Origin of the sequence: Nocardia miyunensis NBRC 108239 (assembly GCF_001613065.1) — a bacterium.
GTDB classification, from domain to species: Bacteria; Actinomycetota; Actinomycetes; order Mycobacteriales; family Mycobacteriaceae; genus Nocardia; species Nocardia miyunensis.
Window position 1 is genome coordinate 1 of record NZ_BDBQ01000137.1, and the last position, 24,151, is coordinate 24,151.

Here is a 24,151-nt window from a genome sequence, read left to right on the forward strand (position 1 = left end):
GGCCGGTGCGGGTTCGCGGGCCGGGCCGCGGCCGGCGCGAGGCGCCGGGAACCCCTCCGCGATCAGATCGGAATACGTTGCGGCGGCTGCGAATCCGAGTGTGCCGAGCGCCTGGCCGACCTGTGCGGCGTCCCAGGTGTCGGGCGGGCGCGGATTCGTGCCGGATTCGTCACCGGCGATGCGATTGAAATAGGCCCGCAGCGACGACGGACCATCCCCGACGACCACATCGATACCGCTGGGCAGCGGACCCTTCTCCAGCGCGATCCGTGTGCCGAGCTGGGGGATGACCAGCACGATGCCCGTCACCGCGACGGATTCGCGGCCCGGTGCGGAGCGCAGTTCGTGCTCGAGTCCGCGAGTGCGGGCGTTGACCTCTTCCATCGGCTCGGTGCCGGTCTGCACGCCCTCGAGCGGGGCGATCTGGCCATCGATCGTCCACGGCTCGGTGGCCGCGCAGGTCAGGGTGCCGTTCACCCGCTCGGTGAAGCCTTTCAGGACGACGACCACACAGGTCTTGGGCGTCCACACGATGACATCGGCGCTGTCGGACTTGACGATCGCGATGCCGGGTAACGCGTGCGCTCCGGTCCACGACTTGAGCCAGTTCACCACCGTGCGCTCGGTGCTGGACAGCCGCGACGGGTCGTCACCACGAACCTTCACCAACATCTGATCAACCCCTGCCCGATGCCTCGTTGCCGACCGAGCGAGCAGCTGCCCGGCCACCGTAAAGGGTACGGGGATCCGGGCGAATCGGCTTGCGCGGCAGCACAGATGATGCATTATCGGCACTGCCGCGCCGCAGCCGGGTCACCCGTCGTTGCGCCAGGCCAGGTATCCGTCGGGCCGCACGAGCACCCGGGTACCGGCATCGGCCGCGTACTCGGTGAAGGCGTGCGAGCCGATCGCGACGAGTTGTCCGTCGCGGGGCGGGGTTTCGGGTCCGACCAGCGAATATGCCTGGGTACCTGTGTCTTCGGGCCCGGCCGCGGAGTCGGCCTCGGCACCGAAATTCAGCAGGGTGGCATGCGGCCCGCGGAACAGTTCGAACAGCCGCACGGTGCTGCCGTCGGCGCGGCGCAGCGGCGCGTCGGGTGCGCGGTCGCCCGCCACCAGGGTGCCGGTCGCATCAGGCGTCCGGTAGGTGAGGGTGAGCTGATGGGTGTCCTCGCCCCGGTCCATCGCGTCTTCGGCCCCGGAGACGTGCTTGTCCAGCAGCGCCGAGCTCAGGCCGAGGATCCGCGCGGCGACCGCGCGCCGCTCGGACTCGTAGGTGTCCGGGGCCGAGGTGTCGCCGCCGAGTGCCGCGGCCAGTTTCCAGCCGAGGTTGTAGGCGTCCTGGATGCCGGTGTTCATACCCTGCCCGCCGGTCGGGGGATGCGCGTGCGCGGCGTCACCGGCCAGGAACACCCGGCCGACCCGGAAACGCTGTGCCAGACGGATATTCGGCCGCCACACCGTGGACCACTCCGGCTCGCCGACGATCAGGTCGGTGCGCCCGGAGACTCGGTCGAGCGAATCTTGCAATACCGCGCGGGTGGGTTCGGCGTCCTGCCCGAGCGGCGTCGCGAACTGGAACAGATTCCGGCCCGCCAGCGGGGTCAGCGAGATCCCGTGCATCGGCTCGTGCGCGTCGGCGAACCAGTAGCCGTAGCCGTGGTCGAGGGCGTCGACCGGCACGTCGCCGAGCAGCATCCGGATGGAATCGTCGGTGCTGCCCTCGAACGCGATGCCGAGCGTCTTGCGCACGGTGCTGCGTCCGCCGTCCGCGCCGACCAGGTAGTCCGCGCGCACCGTCTCGGCGCCGCCGGGGCCCGCCAGCGTCGCGGTGACGCCGTCGGCGTCGTGGGTGAACGTGACCAGGGCGGTGGACAATTCGACCCGGACGCCGAATTCGGCCAGCCGGGCGCGCAGGATCGCCTCGGTGTCGGACTGACCCAGCATCCACGGATTCGGGTACGGCACGGCCGGGGTCGGCTCGCGCAGTTCGCTCATGCGGCGTTCGGTGACCACATTCCCGTCCAGGAAAACGCGCGTCAGCGGGACCGGTATGCCCGCGGCGTGAATCGCGTCCAGGACGCCGAGATCCTCGAACACCTCCAGGGTGCGCGGCTGGATGCCGTCGCCGCGCGAGCCCGCGCAGAATTCCGTGGCCCGCTCGACGATCCGGACATCCACGCCCCGGCGAGCCAGATCGATGGCGAGCGTGAGTCCGGTCGGACCGGCTCCGGCGACGAGCACCTGCGATGTCATGACATCTCTCCGTTTCTGAATTGTCATTCAGTGAATGTGGATTCAGTATTGAGGTTGGTAGTGTCCGCTGTCAAGGAGGTGGTCGCGATGGCCGCGGGCGTGGCGAAAGGCGGGCGCAAGGAGCGTTCGGCGGAGACCGAACAGGCGCTCAAGGACGCGGCCCGGCGGCTGTTCGCCGAGCGCGGCTATCTGAACACCAAGATCACCGACATCACCACGGCGGCCGGACGCGCGGCAGGCTCGTTCTACAACCACTTCGCGAGCAAGGAGGAACTACTTCAGTCATTGCTGAAAGACTTTGCCGCCGAGGGGGATTCCGCGGCCGAGGAGCAGGGGCACAATCCGGATTTCACCGATCCGGACGCGGTGCGCTTCCATGTGGCGGCGTACTGGCGGTTCACCCGGCGGAACTGGCCGGTGCTGCACGCGATGAATCAGGCCGCGCTGGTCAACGCGGATTTCGCGCAGGTCGCGGCGCGATTCTCGGCGGAACACCGCAATGAGGTCGCGGATCATCTGGATGGCTTCGACGCCGCGGGCCTGCGGTTGCCCAGCACTCCGGATGCGAGTCTGGCGATGATGTTTCTGGCGATCCACGGGCTGCTCGAGGTGATCGAGGAGGGCACGCTCCAACTGAGTGACGAGGACGCCGTCGAGGGGCTGACGCGGTTCGTCTACCGCGGCCTCACCGGCCGGGACTACTGATCGGCGCGAACCGTTCTGCGGGGATTTCTCACTGCGGCAAGCCACTTCGACTCCGGACCGGTGTCGTATCGAGCATGGATCGGCCGGGACGATATCGCGTGGAGGGGTATCGCGTGATTCCGGGGCCCGAGTGGGATAGTGCGGCAACCGCTTTCGGCTCGGGGGTGGTGCGGTCGCCGGTGCTCGTCGACGGGACATACGGTCTCGGCGACTGTGTCGTGTGGGGCCGAGTGAGCGAACGAGGGTGGCCGGATTCGAGGCCACCCTCGTTTCGAACCTAGCGCGACCGCTAGGGGAGCAGGACGATCGAACCGGTGGTTTTGCGGCTCTCCAGATCCCGGTGCGCGCGTTCGGCTTCGGCCAGCGGATAGGTCGCGCCGACCCGGATCCGCAGCGTGCCCGCGGCGATGGCGTTCATGATATCGCCTGCGCGCCAAAGCAATTCGGCACGATCGCGGGTATAGTCCGCGAGTTTGGGGCGGGTGACGAACAATGACCCGCCGCTGTTGAGGCGCTGCAGATCGAACGGCGGCACCTGACCGCTGGCGCCGCCGAACAGCGCGAGCATCCCGCGGATCCGCAGCGAGCCCAGACTGGCCTCGAAGGTGTCCTTGCCCACGCCGTCGTAGACCGCGGCCACGCCGACGCCGCCGGTCAGCGCGCGAACCTGGTCGGCCAGATCGTCGCCGTAGCGCAGCACCTCGGCCGCACCGGCTTCGCGCGAGAGCGCCTCCTTCTCGTCGGTGGACACAGTGGTGATCACGCGCACGCCCCGCGCCGCGGCCAGCTGGGTCAGGATCAGGCCCACCCCGCCCGAACCCGCGTGCACCAGAACGGTTTCCCCGGCTTCGGGCTTGTAGATCGATTCGATCAGATAGTGCGCGGTCATCCCCTGCAACAGCGCCGACGCGGCCACCGGCGGTTCCACCCCGTCCGGCACCGGGACCGCCACCGCGGCGTCGACGGCGACCTTCTCCGCATAGCTGCCGGGTCCGTCCGCCCAGGCGATCCGGTCGCCGACCCGGACATCGGTCACCTCTTCGCCGACCGCGGACACCACGCCGCTGCCCTCGGCGCCCGGGATGTAGGGCGGGGCCGTCTGATAGACGCCGCTGCGGATGTAGGTATCGATGAAGTTGACGCCGATCGCCTCGGTGTCGACGAGCACCTGGCCGGGCCCGATCACCGGATCGGGTACCTCGGTGTACTTCAGGACCTCGGGACCGCCCAACTCGGAAACCTGAATGGCATGCATGTGTCGGTTCTACACCCGCGCGGGTGTGATCATTCCCCGCAGTGTGCCGGAACGGACCTACCGGGCGGTAAACTCGCCGCCATGAGTGCTTCCGCGGCCCCAGCCAAGCCGTCCTCCGTGATCGATTCGGTCGAGGATTTCGTCGCCGCCCACGGCGGTTCCGCGACCGCGGTGCTGCAGCCGATCGGCCGCATCGGCGTGCGGATCACCCTGGTCGGCAGTGACGGCGTCCTCGGCGATCGCGTCGTCGAGGATCTGGCCACCGCGAAGGCCGTGGTCGAGGCCGTGCCCGGCCTGAGCGAGACCGAGCACTGGGATCGCGAACTGACCTCCGTGGTGACCCCGGCCACCGGGCACTGGGCGAAGATGGCCGGATGGGTGGCGCGCCAGACCCGGTTCCCCAGGGCGCGAAACGAGCGCTGAACCCGGTTCGGATCACGTATCGTCTGCAGCGCCCGGCACGATCACCGGGCGCTGCTCGCATGCGGGCGGCACCTACGACGATCGCGGGGAGTCATGCGAATCCGGCGTTCGGTGGCCGCGGCGGCGGTCGGCGCGCTGTCCCTCGTCCCGGTGGCGGTTCCGGCCGTCGCCCAGCAGCCCGCCCTGCGGGTGTGCACGACCGGGGACTATCCGCCCTACTCGGTGAGCGACGGGCATGGCGGCTATCGCGGCATCGATGTCGACCTGGCCCGCGGTCTGGGTGAAATGCTGCGCCGGCCAGTGCAATTCGTCCCGACGACCTGGTCTGCCATGGCCGTCGACTTCGGCGCGAAGAACTGTGACATCGCCGCGGGCGGCATCTCCGATTCGGCCTCCCGACGGGCCTACGCGGACTTCTCGATCAGCTACGGCACCGACGGGAAGGCGCCCATCGTGCGCGCCGCCGACGCGAGCCGATACGCCACGATCGAGCAGATCAACCGGCCCGGTGTGCGCGTCGTGGTGAATCCCGGCGGGACCAACGAGGCGTTCGCCCGCACGCATTTCCCGGCCGCGCGGCTGATCCTGTGGCCGGACAATCTGACCATGGTCGACCAGCTCGATCGGGGTCGCGCCGACGTCTTCGTCACCGATTCGGTGGAAGGGCGCTATCGGGTGCGTCAGCATCCCGGGCTGCGCGTGCTGCACCCGGATCACCCGTTCGACTCCTCGGGCAAGATCTTCCTGCTGCGCCGCAACGATCCGCTGCTGGCCGCCGAGGTGAACGGCTGGCTGGCCAGTCAGCTCGCGACCGGCGGCGTCGACCGCTCGTTCGACGCCTGGATCGGGCCGCACGCCACCGCGTGAGAACCGGGCATCACCCACGTTCGGGGATGATGCGCGACGGTCGCGGGCCGGAACCGGTCTGAGGATTTGCGAATGATGTTCCGCCAGCGAAATCGATTGACGGTGAGGTGAAGTCGTGAAGGATACGGAGGCCAGCCGCACAGCGATACTGGTGTGTCAGGGTCGCGCGGTGGGAGATGGCAGGCTGGCGCCCGGGCGCTTCGCCGATCCTGTTGCGGTGCGACTACTTCGCGATGACGAGCGCGCGGAAGTGGAGCTGGCCCGATCCGGCAGCGCGCCGTCGGGCTGGCGGGCGCGGATGCGCCACGAAATGCTCAACGCGACCGCCGCGGTGCTGGTCACGCGGACGGTCGTGATCGATGACGCCGTGCGGGAGGCGGGAAATCCGCAACTCGTGGTGCTCGGCGCGGGGCTGGACGCACGCGCCTGGCGGATGCCCGAGCTGGCCGGGACCACGGTGTTCGAGGTGGATCACCCTGCCTCGCAAGGGGATAAGCGCGAGCGGGCCGAGGGGCTCGAGCCGGTGGCGAAATCACTGACCTTCGTGCCGGTGGACTTCGGCCGCGACGCACTCGGGCCCGCGCTCGCCGCGGCCGGACACGATCCGGCGGCGGCGACGACGTGGATCTGGGAGGGCGTACTGCCGTACCTGACCGCCACCCAGGTCGAATCGACCCTCGCGGTCGTGGCCGAACGCTCGGCCGTGGGCAGCCGTCTGGTGGCGACCTATCCGGTGCACAACCGGGTGGCGGTGCTGGGCCGCCGGGCGTTGCGCGTCTACAGCAGGCTGACCGGGGGCAAGGATCCGCTCGAGCACGAACGGCACATCTCGGCCTGGACGCCGGAACAGATGGGTACGCTGCTGGCCGGATACGGTCTCACGGTCACCACGGACCGGGATCTGCACGAGGTCGTGCGAGAACTCGAGCTTCCGGCCCGCGAGTCCCGTTTCTACGGGCTGGGCCGGGTGTCGATCGCGGATCGGAGCAGCTGAGTCGGGTCGGCGGTGCCTAGCCGCAACCGCAGCCACCCCCGCAGCAGCCGCCCGAGGGAGCCGGTGCAGAGACGGGTGCGGGGCTGCTCGACGAGCCCGTGAGCGCGATGGTCGTGAGAAGTTTGACGGTGTCGGCGTGGCCGTCGGGGCACACCGCGGGCGCGCCCGATTCGCTCATCGGCCGCTGGAGTTCGAAGGTTCCGGTGCACTCGCGGCAGCGGTACGCGTAGGTCGGCATCCTCGGATTATCCCCGATCGTCGCGACCGCCCGCACCCGGCACCCGCCGGATCGGTCCGATCACGGTGCGGCACAGCGGATATCAGGCGACGCGGGAGGCCGAGGCGGGGGTGTCGGCGGTGATCCGCTCACGGGTGCGCATCGCGGCCCACAGCGCGGCGGTGGCGGCGGTGCACGCGGCCGCGCCGCCGACGTGCACGGCGACCAGTGCCGCGGGAACGTGCGTGAAGTACTGCACTATGCCGACCAGGCCCTGCGCGCAGACCAGCACGATCAGCACGATGTAGCGGTTGCGCAGCGCGCGCGTCATGCCGACCGTGGCCAGGCCGAAGCCCAGGCCGATCAGCAGCGCCAGGTAGGCGACCAGCATCTCGGCGTGGGTGTGCACCAGCGTCACGATCTCGACCTTCAGGCGCACAACGGGTTTGGTGACGCTCTCGTCGCCCGCGTGCGGGCCCGCACCGGTGACCAGGGTCCCGGCGATCAGGGTGGCCGTGAGCGCCAGCGCGCTGAGCACGGTCAGCCAGCGCAGCGGTGCGGGCACCCGCGGCGCGGGGACCGCGTCGTCGGGCTCGCCGATCTTCGCGAACAGCAGCACCGCCAGCCACACCATCAGCATCGAGACCAGCAGATGGATCGCGACCGTCCACCACAGCAGCCCGGTCCGCACCGTGATTCCGCCGATGACCGCCTGCAGGACCGTGCCGCCCGGCATCAGCCAGGCGTAGACGAGCACCTCACGCCGCCGGCGGGCGCGCAGCACCGCCAGCACCACCAGCGCCGCGAACAGCGTCACCCCGAAGGTGAACATGCGGTTGGTGAACTCGACCGTCTGATGCCAGACCGGCACCGCCGCGTGCGGCAGGGGAGTGAAACTTCCCGGGAAGCATTGCGGCCAGGTCGGACAGCCCAGCCCGGACGAGGTGACCCGCACGACCGCGCCGGTCACCGATATCCCGGCCTGCGACAGGATCACCAGGAACGCGATGATCCGCTGCACGCGAAGCGGCGGAAGCGGCAGCAGGTCGACGAGTCGCATGAAGGCGCGTGACAGCACGCACCGATGGTAGCCCGGTTCCGGTCCCGCACCGCACTCGGGCTACTACAGTCCGTCGTTGTCGGCGGACGGACGGCATGCGTGCGGGCTATTGCCTCGGCGGCCGGGAAAGAGCAGGGTGAATAGCACCGGTGGCGCCACCGGGGCGCTGCCTTGGAGCAGAGAGGGGGTGGGGACGTGTACGCACGCTCCACCACGATTCAGGCGCAACCCTCCTCTATCGATGCCGGGATTGCGCACGTCCGCGACGAGGTGATGCCGGCGATCACCGGCATCCAGGGCTGTGTCGGGCTGTCGCTGATGGTGGATCGGCTGTCCTGCCGGTGCATCGCCACGAGTGCGTGGGATTCGGCCGAGGCGATGCGGGACAGCGAGAGCCAGGTACGCCCGATTCGGGACCGTCTCGCCGGTACCTTCGGCGGCAGCGCCCAGGTCGAGGAATGGGAGATCGCCGCCCTGCATCGCGAGCACAGATCACCGGAGGGTGCCTGCGTGCGCGCGATCTGGCTCAAGACCGATCCGGACCGGATCGATGCCGCCGTGGAGGCGTACCGGTCCCAGTACCTGTCGGAGATGGAAACGCTCGAAGGCTTCTGCAGTGCGAGCCTGCTGATCAATCGGTCGTCCGGTCGCGCGGTCTCGTGCGCCACCTACGACAGCGCCGAGGCGATGCTCCGCAACCGCGACCAGGCCGCGACTCTGCGCGCCGACGCCAGCCGCCGATCAGGTGCCGAATTGATCGACGGCGCCGAGTTCGAACTGGCGGTCGCGCACCTTCGGGTCCCCGAAATGGCGTGACGGCGATTCGGTTCTAGGCGGATGCCTCGGTCCGGGTGGACGGCAGGAACGGGCTGAGCAGATTCTCCTCGGTGGACGGTCCGGTCTGCCATTCCGCGATCCACGGGCCCGTGCCTTCACTCGGATCGAGCACACCGCTCTCGAGCCACTGGTATCTGCCTTCGAGAACGGCACGGGCCAGTGTCGTGTCGGCGTCGTCGGTGTTGTCCCACAGGGCGTCGAACAGTTGGTGCACCCGGACACGGGCCTGGCGGCAGAACGCGTCCGCCAATTCCTGTGCGGCGTCGGCGTCGGCGCTCCCCTCGGCGCGCAGCGCCTGCGCCCGCACGCAGGCGGCGGACATCGCGAACAGTTCCGCGCCGATGTCGACGATGCGGCCCAGGAAGCCCTGGCGGTACTCGAGTTTCGCCTGCCAGCGGCCCATCGCGTACATCAGCGACCGGGCCTGTTTGCGTGCGGACCGCTCGATGAAACGCAGATGTTCCGCCAGCGGCCCGAATTCGGTGAATCCGGCCGGTGTCGTGCCCGGCCCGACCGCCAGCTGCGGGAACCACTTGGCGTAGAAACCACTCGCGCCCACCGCGGCCTTGGCTTTGTCCTTGAACTGCGCGTTGCGGTCGACCAGCGCACCGGCCGCGGTCATATGCGCGTCGGCCATCTCGCGCGCGATCAGCAGCCGCATGATCTCGCTGGACCCCTCGAAGATCCGGTTGATGCGCAGATCGCGTACCAACTGCTCGGCTCCCACCGCGCGCTCACCGCGGGCGCGCAGCGACTCGGCGGTCTCGTAGCCGCGCCCGCCGCGGATCTGCACCAGCTCGTCGGCGATCCGGCAGCTCATCTCCGAGGCCCACAGCTTGGCCAGCGCGGCTTCGATGCGGATGTCGTTGCGGCCCTCGTCGCACATCGCACCGGACAGATCCAGGACCGCCTCGAGCGCGAAAGCGGTTGCGGCGATATAGGACAGCTTCGAGCCCACGGCGGCGTGCTGGCCGACCGGACGTCCCCACTGCACGCGGTTGGCCGCCCATTCGCGGCCGATCTTCAGTGACCACTTGGCCGCCGCAGTGCACAGCGCGGGAATCGCCAGCCGCCCGGCGTTGAGGGTGGTCAGCGCGATCTTCAGCCCGTCGCCCTCGCGGCCGATCAGATTGCGGCTGGGCACGCGAACGTTGTACATGCGCGTGACGCCGTTCTCGATTCCGCGCAGGCCCATGAAGGAGTTGCGGCGCTCGACCGTGATGCCGGGCGAATCCGCCTCGACCACGAATGCCGAGATACCGCCGCGATGCCCGTCGCTCTTGGGCACCCGTGCCATGACGACGAGCAGTTCGGCGACGACGCCATTGGTGGTCCACAGCTTCACGCCGTTGAGTTCGTACGCCTCGCCGTCCGCGGTCGGGGTCGCGGTGCTGGCCATCCGGGCGGGATCGGATCCGACGTCGGGTTCGGTGAGCAGGAACGCGCTGACCGCTCCGCGGGCGCAGCGCGGCAGGAACTCCCGCTTCTGTTCGGTGGTGCCGGCCAGTTTCAGCGGTTCGGGGACACCGATCGACTGATGCGCCGAGAGCAATACGCCCAAGCTGGGATGGGCGGATCCGACGAGCATCAGCGCGCGGTTGTAGCCGACCTGGGAAAGCCCCTGCCCGCCGTATTCCTCCGGGATCTTGAGCCCGAAGCAGCCCAGTTCGGCCAGCTCACGCACGTACCGGTCGGGGATCTTGGCATCGGCCTCGATACGGCTGCCGTCGAGGGACTCGCACAGCGCCCGCAGGCGTTCCAGATAGGCCTCGATCTTGGCCTCGTCCTGGGCGGACGGGTGCGGGAAGGGGTGGATGAGGTCGAGCCGGAAGCGGCCGAGGAACATCTCCTTCGCGAACGACGGCTTGGCCCACGTGGTCTCGCGTGATTCCTCGACGAGCGCGCGAGCTTGATCTTCGGTGGCGTCGACTTTTGCGGTGGTCGCCATGATGCCTCCTCGGACGTGATAGGAATCACATTCGAGTGTAGAAGCCTTTATTACCCGCCGGTAGGGGTCAGTGGGCGCTGGACGGCCATCGCGGGCGGAGCCGTCAGTCGAAGCGGAAGTATCGGGAGGCGAGCCAGCCGGTGACGCCGCCCCACACGACCAGCACGACGAGTCCGTACCAGTCGACGCCGGTGCGCAGCGCCTGGTCCAGAGCCTGTGCGAGGGCACCGGACGGAAGCAGTCGCGCGATGATGCTCAGCCAGCGGGGGATGTCACCGGCGGCGAAGACGACGCTGGCGACCGCGAGCATCACGAACCACAGGATATTGGCAAGGGCCAGAACGATTTCCGCCTTGAGGGTGCCGCCCAGCAGCAGGCCCATCGCGGCGAAGGTCGCCGTGCCCAGGGCGATGACCACCGCGCCGAAGACCAGTCCGAGCGCACCGGGGCGCCAGCCCAGCGCAAAGCCGATCAGGCCCAGCAGAATCGATTGCAGCACAACGACGATCAGGACGGCCGCGCATTTCCCGCCGACGATGCCCCAGCGCGGCAGGGCGGTGGCCCCGAGGCGTTTGAGCGCGCCGTAGCGGCGGTCGAAACCGACCGCGATGGCCTGTCCGGTGAAGGCGGTCGACATGATCGCCACCATCATCACCGCGGGCACGATCCGGTCCACCCGATGCTCGCCGAGGCTGCTCAGCGGCAGCAGGGTCAGCCCGATCAGCATGGCGATCGGGATGAACATGGTGAGCAGGAGCTGTTCTCCGTTGCGCAGCAACAGGATCAGCTCCATCCGGGTCTGCGCGGCCAGCATCGCCGGGCGGGCGGCCGGACGCGGCGCGGGGGTGAAGGTGCCGGGGGCGAAGCGGGCGGAGGTGTCGGTCATCGCGAGTGCCTTCCGCTCGGATGCTGGGCTGGTGCGGCCGGCTGACCGGAATCGGGGCGCGGGTGGGTGCTCAATTGCGCAGCTCCCTTCCGGTCAGCTCCAGGAACACGTCCTCGAGGCGGCGCTGATCGATGCGAATGTCGGTGGGCAGCACGTCGATTCGCGCGCACCAAGCGGTGAGGGTGGCCAGCACCTGCGGGGTGATGTCGCCGCAGAGCAGATAGGAACCGGGAGAGGTCTCCTTCGGCGCGAACCCCTCCGGCAGGGCCGTGGTCAGCAGTCGCAGATCGAGCTTGGGCGGCGCGTTGAAGTGCAGCTGCCCTTCGGCTCCGGCGGAGGTGACCTCGGTGGGCGTGCCCTCGGCGACGACGCGGCCGTGATCGATGATGACCAGTCGATCCGCGAGCTGTTCGGCCTCGTCCATCATGTGCGTGGTCAGCAGGACCCCGACACCGTCGCGGCGCAGCGCGTCGATCAGCTCCCACACCAGATGCCTTGCCTGCGCGTCCATTCCGGCGGTCGGCTCGTCCAGGAACACCATCTCCGGCCGTCCGACCAGTGCGCACGCCAGCGCGAGCCGCTGCTGCTGACCGCCGGACAGCCGACGGTACGGTGTGCGGCGCGCCTCCCGCAGTCCGAGCGTGTCCAGCAGCCATTGCGGATCGAGCGGATCGGCCGAATAGGCGGCGACCAGATCCAGCATCTCCCCGGCCTTGGAGCCGGGATACGCGCCTCCGCCCTGCAGCATCACGCCGATCCGGGGGCGCAGGGCATCGGAGTCGGCGATCGGATCCAGGCCCAGCACCCGCACGGATCCGGCGTCGGGTGCGGAGAATCCCTCGCACATCTCGACGGTCGTGGTCTTGCCCGCACCGTTGGGTCCCAGCAGTGCGACGACCTCCGCGCGCGCTACGTCGAAACTCGGGCCGTCCACGGCGATGGTCTCGCCGAAGCGTTTGACGACACCGTCGACCCTGACGGCGGGTTCCGATGCGTTCACGAGGTCACACCGTATGCCGCGGCCGGTTGTGACGGGGCAGACACCCCGGTGCGCTCGCGCCAGGGCAGCCGGTGGCGGGTGAGCGCGATGAATCCGACCCCGACCACCACGGTCGCGCTGGCCGCCTCGATGATCTGGAAGACGCCGAAGTCCGCACCGCGCGGCATGAGGATGATGCCGACCACCGCGGACAGCACTATCGCGGGGGCGCGGAACGCGCGGGTGGTGGCCCAGGCGGCCAGCGGCACGATCGCCCACAGCAGGTACCACGGCTGCACGACCGGGAACAGCAGCACGATGGCCGCGAGTGAAACACCCAGTGCCCCAACGGGATGCAGCCGTCCGGTCCAGGTGGCCACGAGCATGCGCAGGCTCAGGAACGCGGCGACGGCCCCGGCGATCGGCCGCGTGATGCTCAATACGGCGGTCGTGTGGTCGCCCAGGCCGAGCAGCACGCCGCCGAATCCGGTGATCACACCGACCGCTGTCGGCAGCGACATCCAGCTGCGCACCGCCCCGGCGGTGTTGAGCGTGTAGATCCAGCCGAAGCCCAGGCCGCTTGCATAACTGACGAACAGGGTGGTGGCCACCGCGATGACGCCCAGTACGACGGCGGCTTGCAGGAGCGGGCGCAGCCCGCGGCCCCAGCGCCGGGCCAGCGCCATGCCGACGAATCCCAGCACGATGATCGAGGTGAATTTGATCGACGACGACAACGTGATGACCACCGCGCCGAAGATCAACAGCGCCCATTCTCGTCGGCCGAACGGCTGCGTCGGCTCGGTGCGCCGGGTGTCGGGCCCGCGGATCGCGCGCAGGCAGAACTCCAGACCCGCCAGCATCAGCCCGAGCATCAGCGCGTCGTTGTGTACCCCGCCGACCAGGTGGAACAACACGAGCGGATTGGCCGCCCCGAGCCACAGCGCACTCACCGGCGCGACCCCGCAGCGCCGGGACAGCCGCGGCAGCGCCCATACGATCAGGGCGACGCCGCCGAGTTCGAGCAGCCGGTGCACCCACACGCCCGCGATGATGTTGTCGCCGGTCAGCTGGGCGATGCCGCGTCCCATCCACAGGAACAGCGGCCCGTACGGCGCGGGGGTGTCGCGCCAGATGTTGGGCACGTTGTTGGTCAGCACATTGGCCAGGCCCAGGCCCTCGGCCGGGCCGACGACGTACGGGTCCATGCCGCGCTCGGCGATCTGGCTCTGCGCGAGGTAGGAGTACACGTCGTTGGAGAACATCGGCGGTGCGATGGACAGCGGGATGATCCACAGCAGCAGCGTGCGGTCCAGCTGGGAACGGCTGAGGCGATGCCGCACGGTCCCGCCGAATCCGCCGACCGCGTAGCGGCCCAGCAGCAGCCAGGCCAGCACGACCGCGACCGTGCCGATCATGCACATGGCCAGCGTCGGGGTGGCGGCGCGGGCGAACAGTCCGACCACCCGCATGCCCGAGACCGGATTCTGATGAACCGGTTGTGCGCCCACGCCGAGGGCGCTGATCGCCATCAGTACCGCGCCGGTGGCGCCGAGCAGCCGAATTCGCCTGAACTGCACGATCTCCCGGGCGTCGAGGCCGGGCACGTCGGATTCGTTCGTGTGCAGGACGGCGATGGTGTGATCGGCGGGCGGCACATCCAGGCCCAATGCCCGGCGACTCAACTCGATCGACCTGCGCCGTATGTCTTCCGCTACCGCCACGCTTGAAGAGCTTAATGGGGTGACCGTTTCCCTGGCGGTGCGGCGGGGGTAGCCGTCACGAGAGGGGTGTGAGGAAGCTGGCAGAGCCTGGAATACGTGGCTGAACTGGCGGTTCGTCCGCTTTCGCGGTCGAGGAAGGTGAACCTTACTAGAATGCGGGATGGAATTCCGTCACACTGATGTTGTGAAAACCGTGGGTTTGCGGAATGCGGGAACTGCCGCCGGGCGCCGGGAGGGTGCTCGGAGTGTTGTCGTGCCCGTCGCGCCGACGGGCGAGGGACACACCCGCGAAGCCGTCGTTCAGCTGCTGCTGGAGCAGGGGCCGGTGACCGCCACGGCCATCGGCGAGCGGCTCGGGCTGAGCCCGGCCGGTGTGCGGCGGCATCTGGACGCGCTGATCGAATCCGGCGAGGCACGGGCGACCCGGTCCGCGCCCTGGCAGCAGAAGGGGCGCGGGCGGCCCGCCAAGCAGTATCAGCTGACCGCCGCGGGGCGCGGGCGCCTCGGGCACGCGTACGACGATCTGGCGGGTGCGGCGATGCGGCAACTGCGCGAGATCGGCGGGGAATCCGCGATCACCGATTTCGCGCGCAAGCGGGTGTCGACGATCGTGGCCGGTATCGATCGGCTGGCGCGGCACACGCCGGAGACGACCGCGGCCAAGGCTCGGGAGATCGCCGAGGCGTTCAACGATGCCGGATTCGCCGCCTCGACGCGCAAAGTCGGTGCGGGAGTTCAGATCTGCCAGCATCACTGCCCGGTGTCGCACGTGGCCGAGGAATTCCCGGAACTGTGCGCGGCCGAGCTGGAAGCCTTCCGCGAACTGCTCGGCACCCATGTGCAACGCCTGGCGACCATCGCCAACGGCGACTGCGCCTGCACCACCCACGTGCCGTTGGTCGTCCCGCCGGCCTCCGGAATTACGACCCCCGATGAGAACGAATCCGACGCCGCCGCGCAGCCCGCGACGGCATCTCGCAACGACTCCGGAAGGAGTGCCGAATGACGACGACGACCGATCAGTCGCAGCCGCTGACCCAGGAGGAGGCCATTGCCTCCCTGGGCACCTACGGCTACGGCTGGGCAGACAAGGACGTCGCAGGTGCCAGCGCCCGGCGAGGCCTGTCCGAGGAGGTCGTACGCGACATCTCGGCGAAGAAGGACGAGCCGGACTGGATGCTCGAGGCACGCCTGAAGGCGCTGCGCATCTTCGACCGCAAGCCGATGCCGGGCTGGGGTTCGAACCTCGAGGGCATCGACTTCGACAACATCAAGTACTTCGTGCGCTCGACCGAGAAGCAGGCCGAGAGCTGGGAAGACCTGCCCGAGGACATCAAGAACACCTACGACAAGCTGGGCATCCCGGAGGCGGAGAAGCAGCGTCTGGTCGCCGGTGTCGCCGCGCAGTACGAATCCGAGGTCGTCTACCACCAGATCCGCGAGGACCTGGAGGCGCAGGGCGTCATCTTCCTGGACACCGACACCGGTCTCAAGGAACACCCCGAGATCTTCCAGAAGTACTTCGGCTCGGTGATCCCCGCCGGTGACAACAAGTTCTCCGCGCTGAACACCGCGGTGTGGTCGGGCGGTTCGTTCATCTACGTGCCGCCGGGCGTGCACGTGGACATCCCGCTGCAGGCCTATTTCCGGATCAACACCGAGAACATGGGCCAGTTCGAGCGCACGCTGATCATCGTCGACGAGGACGCGTACGTGCACTACGTCGAGGGCTGTACCGCGCCGATCTACAAGTCCGATTCGCTGCACTCCGCGGTGGTCGAGATCATCGTGAAGAAGGGCGGCCGCTGCCGCTACACCACGATCCAGAACTGGTCGAACAACGTCTACAACCTGGTCACCAAGCGGGCCAAGGCCGAGGCGGGCGCGACCATGGAGTGGATCGACGGCAATATCGGCTCCAAGGTCACCATGAAGTACCCGGCGGTCTGGATGACCGGCGAGTACGCCAGGGGCGAGGTGCTCTCGGTGGCGTTCGCCGGTGAGGGCCAACACCAGGACACCGGCGCGAAGATGCTGCACCTGGCGCCGCACACCTCCTCGAACATCGTGTCCAAGTCCGTGGCGCGCGGCGGCGGCCGGTCCTCCTACCGCGGCCTGGTGCAGGTCAACAAGGGTGCGCACGGTTCGCACTCGTCGGTGAAATGCGATGCGCTGCTGGTGGATACGGTCAGCCGCTCGGACACCTACCCGTACGTGGACATCCGCGAGGACGACGTCACGATGGGTCACGAGGCGACCGTCTCGAAGGTGTCCGACGATCAGCTGTTCTACCTGATGAGCCGCGGTATGACCGAGGACGAGGCGATGGCGATGGTGGTGCGCGGCTTCGTCGAGCCCATCGCCAAGGAACTGCCCATGGAATACGCGCTCGAGCTGAACCGCCTGATCGAGCTGCAGATGGAAGGAGCCGTCGGCTGATGCCGGTCGAGAACGTTGCTGTCGCCGGTGAGGCCCGGATTCCCGCGGTGAACAAGGGTGAGGTGTTCACGTCGTTCGACGTGAACGCCTTCGAGGTGCCCACCGCGCACGACGAGGCGTGGCGGTTCACCCCGATCCGCCGCCTGCGCGGTCTGCACGACGGCACCGCCGTGCGTGACGGCGCGGCCGCGGTCGAGGTTGCGGCGGTTCGCTTTTCGCAGCCCGACGGGTCCGCCGAGACCGAGTCCGAGCGGATTCCGCTCGTGCCGGGCGCCGTGGCCGGAGTCTCGGTCGAGACCGTCGAGCGCTCCGACGCGCGGCTGGGCGAGGCCGGTGTTCCCGCCGATCGTGTTGCCGCCCAAGCCTATTCGGGCTTCGAGCAGGCGACCGTCGTCTCCGTCGACGCGGAAGCCGAAGTGGCCGAGCCGATCGTGCTGACGATCACCGGTCCGGGCGAGGACAGCACCGGCTTCGGCCACGTGCAGATCCGCCTCGGCCGGTTCGCGGTCGCCACGGTCGTCATCGACTACCGGGGCAGCGGAACCTATGCCGAGAACGTGGAATTCGTGCTCGGCGACAGCGCTAAGCTCACCGTCGTCGCCGTGCAGGACTGGGCCGACGACGCCGTGCACGCCACCGCGCAGCACGCCAAGCTGGGCCGCGACGCGGTCCTGCGGCACACCAATGTGACCCTCGGCGGCGATCTGGTGCGTCTGACCGAGACCGTGCGCTTCGACGGTCCGGGCGGCGACGCGGAACTGCTCGGCCTGTACTTCGCCGACGACGGCCAGCACTTCGAACAGCGCCTGCTGGTGGATCACGCTGTCCCGCACTGCAGGTCGAATGTGCTGTACAAGGGCGCGCTGCAGGGCGATCCCTCTTCGCACCGGCCCGACGCGCACACCGTCTGGGTGGGCGACGTGCTGATCCGCGCCGCGGCCGAGGGCACCGACACCTACGAGGCCAACCGCAACTTGGTGCTCACCGACGGAGCGCGCGCCGATTCGGTGCCGAACCTGGAGATCGAGACCGGCGAGATCGTCGGCGCCGGACATGCCTCGGCCACCGGGCGTTTCGACGACGAGCAGCTGTTCTACCTGCGCGCTCGCGGTATCCCGGAGGAGGCCGCCCGCCGTCTGGTGGTGCGCGGGTTCTTCCACGAGATCATCCAGAAGATCACCGTCCCGCAGGTCCGGAAGCGGCTCGAGGCGGCCGTGGAGGCCGAACTCGCCGCTGTCGGCGTCTGACACGAACTACACACCCCCGCAAAGGAATTCGATTCGATGACCATCCTGGAAATCAAGGACCTGCACGCCGAGGTCGCCAATCCGGACGAGTCCGGTGAGCCGATCCGGATCCTCAAGGGCGTCAACCTCACCATCAAATCCGGTGAGACGCACGCCATCATGGGTCCGAACGGCTCGGGCAAGTCGACGCTGTCGTACGCGATCGCCGGACATCCCAAGTACACCGTCACCCAGGGCTCGATCACCCTGGACGGCGAGGACGTACTGGCCATGTCGGTGGACGAGCGCGCCCGCGCGGGCCTGTTCCTGGCCATGCAGTACCCGGTCGAGGTACCGGGCGTATCGATGTCGAACTTCCTGCGCACCGCCGCCACCGCGGTCCGCGGCGAGGCCCCGAAGCTGCGCACCTGGGTCAAGGAGGTGAAGGAGTCGATGAACGAACTCGAGATCGACGCCGCCTTCGCCGACCGCAGCGTCAACGAGGGTTTCTCCGGCGGTGAGAAGAAGCGGCACGAGATCCTGCAGCTGGGCCTGCTCAAGCCGAAGATCGCCATCCTGGACGAGACCGACTCGGGTCTGGACGTCGACGCGCTGCGGATCGTGTCCGAGGGCGTGAACCGCTACGCCGAGCGCGAGAACGGCGGCATCCTGCTGATCACCCACTACACCCGGATCCTGCGGTACATCCAGCCGCAGTTCGTGCACGTGTTCGTCGGCGGGCGCATCGTGGCCGAGGGCGGCCCCGAGCTGGCCGAGGAGCTGGACGCCAACGGATACGTGCGATTCACTTCGGCTGCCGTAGGAGCATGAGATGACCGCTGTGTCGGACGTGACGGTTCCGGCCCTGGACGTGGCCCGGATCCGGGCCGACTTCCCGATTCTGAGCCGCACGGTGCGCGACGGAAAACCGTTGGTGTACCTGGATTCCGGTGCGACCTCGCAGCGACCGCTGCAGGTGCTCGACGCCGAGCGGCAGTTCCTGGTCGAGCACAACGCGGCGGTGCACCGCAGCGCGCATGCTCTGGCCGAGGAGGCCAACGACGCGTACGAGGCCGCGCGCGCCACGATCGCGGCGTTCGTCGGGGTCGGCGCGGACGAGATCGTCTACACCAAGAACGCCACCGAATCGCTGAATCTGGTCGCCTACGCGTTCTCCGACGACCGTTTCCGCTACCGCCTGGGCGCGGGCGACGAGATCGTCATCACCGAGGTGGAGCATCACGCGAACCTTGTCCCGTGGCAGGAACTCGCCCGCCGCACCGGCGCCACGCTGCGCTGGTACGACGCGACCGACGAGGGCCGGATCGATCTGGATTCGCTGGATCTGTCGCCGCGGACGAAGCTGGTGGCCTTCACCCACCAGTCGAATGTCACCGGCGCGGTCGCGCCCGTGGCCGAATTGGTCCGGCGCGCGAAGGAAGTCGGCGCACTCGTGGTGCTCGACGCCTGCCAGTCGGTGCCGCACATGCCGGTGGACCTGCGTGAGCTGGGCGTCGATTTCGCGGCCTTCTCCGGGCACAAGATGCTCGGCCCGTCCGGCATCGGCATCCTGTACGGCCGCCGCGCGCTGCTCGAGGACACTCCGCCGTTCATCACCGGCGGCTCGATGATCGAGACCGTGTACATGGACCACAGCACGTTCGCGCCGCCGCCGCAGCGGTTCGAGGCCGGATCCCAGATGATCTCGCAGGTCGTCGGATTGGGCGCGGCGGTAGACTATCTCAGCAGTGTCGGCATGGCATCGGTTGCGGCGCACGAACATTCGCTGGTCACCGCGGCGCTCGAGGGCCTGGGCGCGATCGATGGCGTGCGGATCATCGGGCCGACGGAGAACGTGGATCGCGGTGGCGCGGTGTCCTTCCTCGTGGACGGTGTGCACGCCCACGACGTCGGTCAGATCCTGGACGACGAAGGTGTGGCGATTCGCGTCGGGCACCACTGCGCCTGGCCGCTGCACCGCCGGTTCGGCATCGCCGCGACCGCCCGTGCGTCGTTCGCCCTGTACAACACCCTGGACGAAGTGGACGTCCTGGTCGCGGCCGTGCGCAAGGCGCAGAGCTTCTTCGGCGTGCGCGCGGGCGAGCAGTAGACAGGAGGGGAATTCCCCATGCGTATGGAGCAGATGTACCAGGAAGTGATCCTCGATCACTACAAGCATCCGCACAACCGCGGACTGCGCGAGCCCTTCGGGGCCGAGGTACACCACGTCAACCCGACCTGCGGCGACGAGGTCACCCTGCGGGTGCACATCGACGACAACGGCGACGTCGCGGACATCTCCTACGACGGTCAGGGCTGCTCGATCAGCCAGGCGGCCACCTCGGTGCTCACCGATCAGGTGATCGGCCTGCCGGTGCAGCAGGCGATGAAGACCGTGGACGCGTTCAGCGAGATGATCTCCAGCCGCGGCACCATCGAGGGCGACGAGGACGTGCTCGGCGACGGCATCGCGTTCGCGGGCGTGGCGAAATATCCCGCCCGCGTGAAATGCGCACTGCTGGGCTGGATGGCGTTCAAGGACGCGGTCGTGCGGATAACCTCCGCGCAGGAGGCGAAGAATGTGATGGGAAACGGCATCTCCACGAAGGGGCAGCACGATGAGTGATACGTCCGCGAGCGAGTCGGCGGCGGTCGCGCCCGAGCGCGAGCTCTCGGCCGAGGAGATCGGCCGGCTGGAGGATCTCGAGGAGGCCATGCGCGATGTCGTGGACCCCGAGCTCGGGATCAACGTCGTCGATCTGGGCCTGGTGTACGACTTGCGCGTCGAGGGCGATGTCGCGCTACTGGACATGACGTTGACCTCGGCGGCCTGCCCGCTGACCGACGTCATCGAGGATCAGTCGCGCAATGCCCTGGTGCGCAGCGGTCTGGTCGAGGATCTGAAGATCAACTGGGTCTGGATGCCGCCGTGGGGTCCGGACAAGATCACCGAGGACGGTCGCGAGCAGTTGCGCGCGCTCGGTTTCACCGTCTGAAAAGACCGTTCGGCGAGCCCGTCGCGATAGCGGCGGGCAAATGTCCGATTCAGTTGTGGATACCGGGATTTGGGGTCCTGTATCCGACCCGATAACGCGCTGGACAAAAGACAGCAACTCGACGATGATCCTCCCCGACATAATTTACGAACGGGGAGGATTCATCGATGTCATTGCTGCGTAAGGCCGTCGTCCTGGGCCTGGCAGTCGTCTCGACCACGGGCCTGAGCGTCCTGGGTACGGGCACCGCTAACGCCGCTCCCAATGCGTACGGGGCTTTCTCGCTCTCGCAGAGCACCGGCACCGTAGCCTACGCGCTGAACTACGCCAACTATCCCGACGCCATCCACGCCGCGGACGCCAAGTGCGGACATCCGGACTGCCGCAACATCATTCAGATCGTCAACGCCTGCGGCGCAGTCGCGCAGGGCGCGGACGGGCGGTTCGCCTGGAACTGGGCGCATTCCAAGGTCGAGGCCGAGCAGTCCGCGGTCAAGGCGCTGGGGCTGAGCGCACCGCCGTTCCCGGACCTGGGCAGTGCCATGCCGCGTGCGGCGCACGTGGTGCTGTCGGCGTGCACGGCCAACGTGTGAGTTGAGTTGGCGCGCTGAATGATTCGGCTGGCCCGGGATTACGGACCAGCCGAATCGCCTATGCAGCCACGCATAACGGACACGGACCGGGCAGTATCACTGCCCGGCCCGGCCGACCCGCGGGCTACGGTGTGACGATCATTTCGACTGCGCCTGCCACATCCAATGCAGTTGCTCGAGTCGTGCGGCGAAGCCGATGAACAGGTCCTGTGTGACGGGATCCGCCTTCTCGGTGGCGTCGATGCGCTCCCGCAGTCGTGCGATGACCGCCGCCAGATTTGCGACGATCGCTTCGATGACAGCGGTGTCGGGCTGCCAGCCCTCATTGAATCCGATCGCTGAGGATTGTGCGGCCACCGTCGGCGCACGTCCGTCCGGGCTGATTCCGATCGCTGTGGCCCGCTCGGCGGCACTATCAGTGAAATCCCTTGCGGCGATGACGAGTTCGTCCAATGCCAAATGAACGGATCGAAAACTCGGCCCGATGACGTTCCAGTGTGCCTGCTTCGCGATCAGTGAAAGATCGATCAGATCCACCACTGTGGCGCGCAAGGCATCCCCGGCGATCCGCTGCTGTTCGTCGTCGAGCGTGCTGGTGATCGGCTCCGGCATGCCCAATACCTCCTGTCCGGTCGAGATGCCCGAGTGGCGTTACTGGTCGTGTTCGTAACCGGCTTGGCGATTTTCGGCGATTTCCGCCTCCAGACGCGCCTTTTCGGCTTCGGCGTCCTTTCGGGCGGCAGTGCGCTGCGCTCGCGCCTTGTCCTGTTGCGCATGTCCCGCGGCTTTGAGGTTCTCGTCCTCGATGACGACGCCGGCGACCTCTTTGGCCTTGCCCTTCACGTCATCGACGACACCTTCGAACGCATCGCGAGGACCGTCAGTGTGTTGCGGCACAATCAACTCCATTATGGGGGTACTTCGACGGGCACCTGGGCTGAACCCGCTCAGCGGCGATACCCACGGATTCGGCATTCAATCGCGAACCATCCACGACCCGCGTCACCGCGCACGTGCGTAACGCCCAGTAGTGGACCGAGGGCGGATGATTGTGCCGCTGGCCTCGGGAACCCATCGGACTGTTCGACCTCCGGAACCCGGGGGTATCGCTCGGTGCCGTTACACAGACGACAATTGCGTCGCCACCCGGGATCCGCGGCGGGTGTCGACGGGATTGATTCTGCTGGCAGCCCTCACGCTGCTCGGTGCAGGCGCCGGTTCGATCGTCGCGGATTCGTCGTCACTGCTGGTGCCGCATCCCCGGATAGCGCTGGGCGCCACGTTGTTGCCCGCGATCATCGGTATCGTGTTGGTGGCCAACGGGTTCGCGGTGATCCGGAGGGAAGGGCGGTCCTGGACCACGCTCACTCCGGTGGTGGTGGGCGCCGGGCTGATCCTGCTGGCAGCGGGGCTCGTCATGGTTGTCGTCGAGCCCGCGGTGCCCGCCTGGATGATCTGGCTGACCGTGCTCTGCTCTGCTCTGGGCGGATACCTGGTCGCCCATTTGCTCGCATTCGGTGGTTACGCGCTGCTGTACGGAAATCTCCCGGATCGGCCGGAGGCCGATGCCGTCGTGATCCTGGGCTGCGGACTGAATCGCAGCTCGGTCACGCCGTTGCGACTCGTCCGCCTCGCCGAATCGAGCTTTCCGGCTGTGGGCGAGGTCGCCGGCAGTGCGGCCTCGGCTGGGGGCTAGACCGTATTGTCGCTTTCCTGACGGATTCGTTCGTGCACGGTCAGCAGGATGTGATCGAATCTCGAGCGTATGCCCGCGCTGTTCGGATCCAGCTGTTTCGCGTCTTCGACCAGCTGTGCGGCCAGGTCGCGAAGTTTGGTGTTGGTCTGCTGGGAACGCCACTTCAGCACCGCGAATGCCTGTTCGGAGTTCAAGTTGTAGACCAGGATCAGTATGCCTTTGGCCTGCTCGATGGGTGCCCTGCTGGCGATCACGTCGGGCAGCGCTTCGCTGAGGGTTTCGTTGCGTTCCTGCTCGAGTGCGTCGGTGAGGTCGACGTAGTACCCGGCGGTCCCGATGATCTCGCCCTCGTCGTCGGTTTCGTAATCGCCGATGACGATCGTTTCGTGTACTTCGCCGTCGACGTCGATGATCCGATGCCGGCCGCAGAACGGCTCACCGCACTCGACGAACTTCTTGATCACCACTTCGATGTCGGCCCGGACGTCGGGGTGCTGGTGGGACAGCAGCAGTTCCGTGGTCGGCTCGACGGTGCCGGGCTCGTAGCCGAATATGCGCGCCAGCTCGTCGGACCATTCCCACCGTTGTTCGGTGAGTGAGAACCGGAACTCGCCCGCGTTGGAGCACGGCTCATTGCCGATCACACTGCCGAGCGCCGTCGCGAATTGCGGGTCGAGCTTCTTGCCGTCGATCATCATGACAGTATCCGCCCTGGTCGTCCGGTCGGCGGCGCCAGGGGCTGATCTGCTGTACCGGTAGGCTGATGCCGCCCGAATCAGTCCGGTAGTGCTCGATCGCGCAGGGTTTTCGCCGGAATTCGTGACACTCGCATCTGTGAGCACCCGAGTTGGTCGGCGATCTCTGGTTGTGCGATCGAGCCGTAGAATCGCATGGTCAGTACCCGGCGCTCTCGGTTCGGTAACGCGGCGAGCAGTGGTGCGACGGCCGGGTAGCTGGCGATGGCTTCGAATTCCGGTTTCTCGGCGCCGAGGGTGTCCAGCGGGGTGCGCCCGGTGGATGCGCCGTCATGAGATCTTCGAAATTGTCAGT

27 protein-coding genes are annotated in these 24,151 nt (G+C 68.0%); 14 read left to right on the top strand and 13 right to left on the bottom strand.

The features are described 5' to 3' along the window. Window positions 1-672: hypothetical protein (locus NM2_RS44440; protein ID WP_067683160.1), on the bottom strand; the 672-nt coding region annotated here is incomplete at its 3' end. Between the two features lie 141 nt (window positions 673-813). Further along, window positions 814-2,256 carry an FAD-dependent monooxygenase gene (locus NM2_RS44445; RefSeq protein ID WP_067683162.1) on the bottom strand — a complete coding sequence of 481 codons (1,443 nt, stop codon included), beginning with the start codon at window positions 2,254-2,256 and terminating at the stop codon, window positions 814-816. Between the two features lie 60 nt (window positions 2,257-2,316). Here NM2_RS44445 and NM2_RS44450 point away from each other — a divergent pair, with 60 nt between their 5' ends. Then, entirely contained in the window at window positions 2,317-2,961 is a 645-nt protein-coding gene (locus tag NM2_RS44450) for a TetR/AcrR family transcriptional regulator (protein ID WP_245718546.1), read from the top strand. A 289-nt stretch (window positions 2,962-3,250) separates the two neighbouring features. Here NM2_RS44450 and NM2_RS44455 read toward each other — a convergent pair whose 3' ends face one another. After that, complete coding sequence (locus NM2_RS44455) at window positions 3,251-4,216, bottom strand: quinone oxidoreductase family protein (RefSeq protein ID WP_067683163.1); 966 nt, start codon at window positions 4,214-4,216, stop codon at window positions 3,251-3,253. 81 nt (window positions 4,217-4,297) lie between these two features. Here NM2_RS44455 and NM2_RS44460 point away from each other — a divergent pair, with 81 nt between their 5' ends. The 3 genes from NM2_RS44460 (at window position 4,298) to NM2_RS44470 (ending at window position 6,500) form a co-directional block, all read left to right on the top strand. Then, window positions 4,298-4,639, top strand: coding sequence for a hypothetical protein (locus NM2_RS44460; protein ID WP_067683164.1), 342 nt, complete (start codon window positions 4,298-4,300; stop codon window positions 4,637-4,639). Between the two features lie 93 nt (window positions 4,640-4,732). Further along, a complete protein-coding gene (locus tag NM2_RS44465) occupies window positions 4,733-5,506 on the top strand; it encodes a transporter substrate-binding domain-containing protein (RefSeq protein WP_067683168.1) in 774 nt (257 codons plus the stop codon). Between the two features lie 115 nt (window positions 5,507-5,621). Further along, window positions 5,622-6,500 carry a class I SAM-dependent methyltransferase gene (locus NM2_RS44470; protein ID WP_067683170.1) on the top strand — a complete coding sequence of 293 codons (879 nt, stop codon included), beginning with the start codon at window positions 5,622-5,624 and terminating at the stop codon, window positions 6,498-6,500. Window positions 6,501-6,516: 16 nt separating this feature from the next. Here the strand turns inward: NM2_RS44470 and NM2_RS44475 are convergent, their stop codons facing one another. Then, entirely contained in the window at window positions 6,517-6,738 is a 222-nt protein-coding gene (locus NM2_RS44475; protein WP_067683211.1) for an FmdB family zinc ribbon protein, read from the bottom strand. Window positions 6,739-6,820: 82 nt separating this feature from the next. Continuing rightward, window positions 6,821-7,777 carry a COX15/CtaA family protein gene (locus tag NM2_RS44480; protein WP_067683212.1) on the bottom strand — a complete coding sequence of 319 codons (957 nt, stop codon included), beginning with the start codon at window positions 7,775-7,777 and terminating at the stop codon, window positions 6,821-6,823. A 195-nt stretch (window positions 7,778-7,972) separates the two neighbouring features. Between NM2_RS44480 and NM2_RS44485 the strand changes: the two genes are divergently transcribed. Beyond that, a complete protein-coding gene (locus tag NM2_RS44485; RefSeq protein WP_067683172.1) occupies window positions 7,973-8,593 on the top strand; it encodes a hypothetical protein in 621 nt (206 codons plus the stop codon). Window positions 8,594-8,606: 13 nt separating this feature from the next. Here NM2_RS44485 and NM2_RS44490 read toward each other — a convergent pair whose 3' ends face one another. From NM2_RS44490 to mptB, 4 genes are all read right to left on the bottom strand, one after another. Further along, window positions 8,607-10,562: an acyl-CoA dehydrogenase family protein gene (locus NM2_RS44490; protein ID WP_067683174.1), complete on the bottom strand. Its 1,956-nt coding sequence runs from the start codon at window positions 10,560-10,562 to the stop codon at window positions 8,607-8,609. A gap of 103 nt (window positions 10,563-10,665) precedes the next feature. Next, window positions 10,666-11,448 (bottom strand): ABC transporter permease, encoded by a 783-nt coding sequence (locus NM2_RS44495; RefSeq protein WP_067683176.1) that lies wholly within the window; start codon window positions 11,446-11,448, stop codon window positions 10,666-10,668. A 70-nt stretch (window positions 11,449-11,518) separates the two neighbouring features. Continuing rightward, window positions 11,519-12,448 carry an ABC transporter ATP-binding protein gene (locus tag NM2_RS44500; RefSeq protein WP_067683177.1) on the bottom strand — a complete coding sequence of 310 codons (930 nt, stop codon included), beginning with the start codon at window positions 12,446-12,448 and terminating at the stop codon, window positions 11,519-11,521. After that, window positions 12,445-14,151, bottom strand: coding sequence for a polyprenol phosphomannose-dependent alpha 1,6 mannosyltransferase MptB (gene mptB / locus NM2_RS44505; protein WP_067683179.1), 1,707 nt, complete (start codon window positions 14,149-14,151; stop codon window positions 12,445-12,447). Before mptB ends, NM2_RS44500 begins: the two co-directional genes overlap by 4 nt. A 160-nt stretch (window positions 14,152-14,311) precedes the next feature. Between mptB and NM2_RS44510 the strand changes: the two genes are divergently transcribed. The 8 genes from NM2_RS44510 to NM2_RS44545 all read left to right on the top strand — a co-directional run bounded on the left by NM2_RS44510 (window position 14,312) and on the right by NM2_RS44545 (window position 21,405). Further along, entirely contained in the window at window positions 14,312-15,157 is an 846-nt protein-coding gene (locus tag NM2_RS44510; protein WP_084532272.1) for a helix-turn-helix transcriptional regulator, read from the top strand. After that, window positions 15,154-16,590, top strand: coding sequence for a Fe-S cluster assembly protein SufB (gene sufB / locus NM2_RS44515; RefSeq protein ID WP_067683181.1), 1,437 nt, complete (start codon window positions 15,154-15,156; stop codon window positions 16,588-16,590). The genes NM2_RS44510 and sufB overlap by 4 nt, the downstream gene beginning before the upstream one ends. Further along, on the top strand, window positions 16,590-17,837 hold the full coding sequence (gene sufD, locus NM2_RS44520; RefSeq protein WP_067683185.1) for a Fe-S cluster assembly protein SufD: 1,248 nt from the start codon (window positions 16,590-16,592) through the stop codon (window positions 17,835-17,837). The genes sufB and sufD overlap by 1 nt, the downstream gene beginning before the upstream one ends. Window positions 17,838-17,873: 36 nt before the next feature. Next, window positions 17,874-18,647 carry a Fe-S cluster assembly ATPase SufC gene (sufC, locus tag NM2_RS44525; protein ID WP_067683189.1) on the top strand — a complete coding sequence of 258 codons (774 nt, stop codon included), beginning with the start codon at window positions 17,874-17,876 and terminating at the stop codon, window positions 18,645-18,647. A 1-nt stretch (window position 18,648) separates the two neighbouring features. Further along, a complete protein-coding gene (locus NM2_RS44530; protein WP_067683191.1) occupies window positions 18,649-19,926 on the top strand; it encodes a cysteine desulfurase in 1,278 nt (425 codons plus the stop codon). Window positions 19,927-19,944: 18 nt separating this feature from the next. Continuing rightward, the gene (sufU, locus tag NM2_RS44535; RefSeq protein WP_067683193.1) at window positions 19,945-20,442 is read left to right on the top strand and encodes a Fe-S cluster assembly sulfur transfer protein SufU; all 498 of its coding nucleotides are present in this window, start codon (window positions 19,945-19,947) and stop codon (window positions 20,440-20,442) included. Further along, window positions 20,435-20,812 (top strand): metal-sulfur cluster assembly factor, encoded by a 378-nt coding sequence (locus tag NM2_RS44540; RefSeq protein ID WP_067683196.1) that lies wholly within the window; start codon window positions 20,435-20,437, stop codon window positions 20,810-20,812. The genes sufU and NM2_RS44540 overlap by 8 nt, the downstream gene beginning before the upstream one ends. 167 nt (window positions 20,813-20,979) lie before the next feature. Further along, a complete protein-coding gene (locus tag NM2_RS44545; protein ID WP_067683197.1) occupies window positions 20,980-21,405 on the top strand; it encodes a DUF4189 domain-containing protein in 426 nt (141 codons plus the stop codon). A 138-nt stretch (window positions 21,406-21,543) separates the two neighbouring features. Here the strand turns inward: NM2_RS44545 and NM2_RS44550 are convergent, their stop codons facing one another. Beyond that, complete coding sequence (locus NM2_RS44550; protein ID WP_067683200.1) at window positions 21,544-22,017, bottom strand: Dps family protein; 474 nt, start codon at window positions 22,015-22,017, stop codon at window positions 21,544-21,546. Window positions 22,018-22,056: 39 nt separating this feature from the next. Beyond that, the gene (gene mbp1 / locus NM2_RS44555; RefSeq protein WP_084532274.1) at window positions 22,057-22,314 is read right to left on the bottom strand and encodes a microaggregate-binding protein 1; all 258 of its coding nucleotides are present in this window, start codon (window positions 22,312-22,314) and stop codon (window positions 22,057-22,059) included. A gap of 253 nt (window positions 22,315-22,567) precedes the next feature. Here mbp1 and NM2_RS44560 point away from each other — a divergent pair, with 253 nt between their 5' ends. Further along, window positions 22,568-23,101: a hypothetical protein gene (locus NM2_RS44560; protein WP_157121886.1), complete on the top strand. Its 534-nt coding sequence runs from the start codon at window positions 22,568-22,570 to the stop codon at window positions 23,099-23,101. On the opposite strand, the gene NM2_RS44565 is transcribed toward NM2_RS44560, so the two are convergent. Continuing rightward, entirely contained in the window at window positions 23,098-23,799 is a 702-nt protein-coding gene (locus tag NM2_RS44565; RefSeq protein WP_067683208.1) for a PAS and ANTAR domain-containing protein, read from the bottom strand. The two genes, NM2_RS44560 and NM2_RS44565, sit on opposite strands and share 4 nt — an antisense overlap. 77 nt (window positions 23,800-23,876) lie before the next feature. Then, entirely contained in the window at window positions 23,877-24,101 is a 225-nt protein-coding gene (locus NM2_RS52320; protein ID WP_157121890.1) for a sigma factor-like helix-turn-helix DNA-binding protein, read from the bottom strand. Window positions 24,102-24,151: the final 50 nt, after the last annotated feature.

Bases quoted from the DNA above. Each gene is read 5' to 3' on its own strand.
- NM2_RS44445 (WP_067683162.1), bottom strand. From the start codon at position 2,256: ATGACATCGCAGGTGCTCGTCGCCGGAGCCGGTCCGACCGGACTCACG.
- NM2_RS44455 (WP_067683163.1), bottom strand. From the start codon at position 4,216: ATGCATGCCATTCAGGTTTCCGAGTTGGGCGGTCCCGAGGTCCTGAAG.
- NM2_RS44460 (WP_067683164.1), top strand. From the start codon at position 4,298: ATGAGTGCTTCCGCGGCCCCAGCCAAGCCGTCCTCCGTGATCGATTCG.
- NM2_RS44465 (WP_067683168.1), top strand. From the start codon at position 4,733: ATGCGAATCCGGCGTTCGGTGGCCGCGGCGGCGGTCGGCGCGCTGTCC.
- NM2_RS44475 (WP_067683211.1), bottom strand. From the start codon at position 6,738: ATGCCGACCTACGCGTACCGCTGCCGCGAGTGCACCGGAACCTTCGAA.
- NM2_RS44480 (WP_067683212.1), bottom strand. From the start codon at position 7,777: ATGCGACTCGTCGACCTGCTGCCGCTTCCGCCGCTTCGCGTGCAGCGG.
- NM2_RS44490 (WP_067683174.1), bottom strand. From the start codon at position 10,562: ATGGCGACCACCGCAAAAGTCGACGCCACCGAAGATCAAGCTCGCGCG.
- NM2_RS44495 (WP_067683176.1), bottom strand. From the start codon at position 11,448: ATGACCGACACCTCCGCCCGCTTCGCCCCCGGCACCTTCACCCCCGCG.
- NM2_RS44510 (WP_084532272.1), top strand. From the start codon at position 14,312: ATGGAATTCCGTCACACTGATGTTGTGAAAACCGTGGGTTTGCGGAAT.
- sufB (WP_067683181.1), top strand. From the start codon at position 15,154: ATGACGACGACGACCGATCAGTCGCAGCCGCTGACCCAGGAGGAGGCC.
- sufD (WP_067683185.1), top strand. From the start codon at position 16,590: ATGCCGGTCGAGAACGTTGCTGTCGCCGGTGAGGCCCGGATTCCCGCG.
- sufC (WP_067683189.1), top strand. From the start codon at position 17,874: ATGACCATCCTGGAAATCAAGGACCTGCACGCCGAGGTCGCCAATCCG.
- NM2_RS44530 (WP_067683191.1), top strand. From the start codon at position 18,649: ATGACCGCTGTGTCGGACGTGACGGTTCCGGCCCTGGACGTGGCCCGG.
- sufU (WP_067683193.1), top strand. From the start codon at position 19,945: ATGCGTATGGAGCAGATGTACCAGGAAGTGATCCTCGATCACTACAAG.
- NM2_RS44540 (WP_067683196.1), top strand. From the start codon at position 20,435: ATGAGTGATACGTCCGCGAGCGAGTCGGCGGCGGTCGCGCCCGAGCGC.
- NM2_RS44545 (WP_067683197.1), top strand. From the start codon at position 20,980: ATGTCATTGCTGCGTAAGGCCGTCGTCCTGGGCCTGGCAGTCGTCTCG.
- NM2_RS44550 (WP_067683200.1), bottom strand. From the start codon at position 22,017: ATGCCGGAGCCGATCACCAGCACGCTCGACGACGAACAGCAGCGGATC.
- mbp1 (WP_084532274.1), bottom strand. From the start codon at position 22,314: ATGGAGTTGATTGTGCCGCAACACACTGACGGTCCTCGCGATGCGTTC.
- NM2_RS44565 (WP_067683208.1), bottom strand. From the start codon at position 23,799: ATGATGATCGACGGCAAGAAGCTCGACCCGCAATTCGCGACGGCGCTC.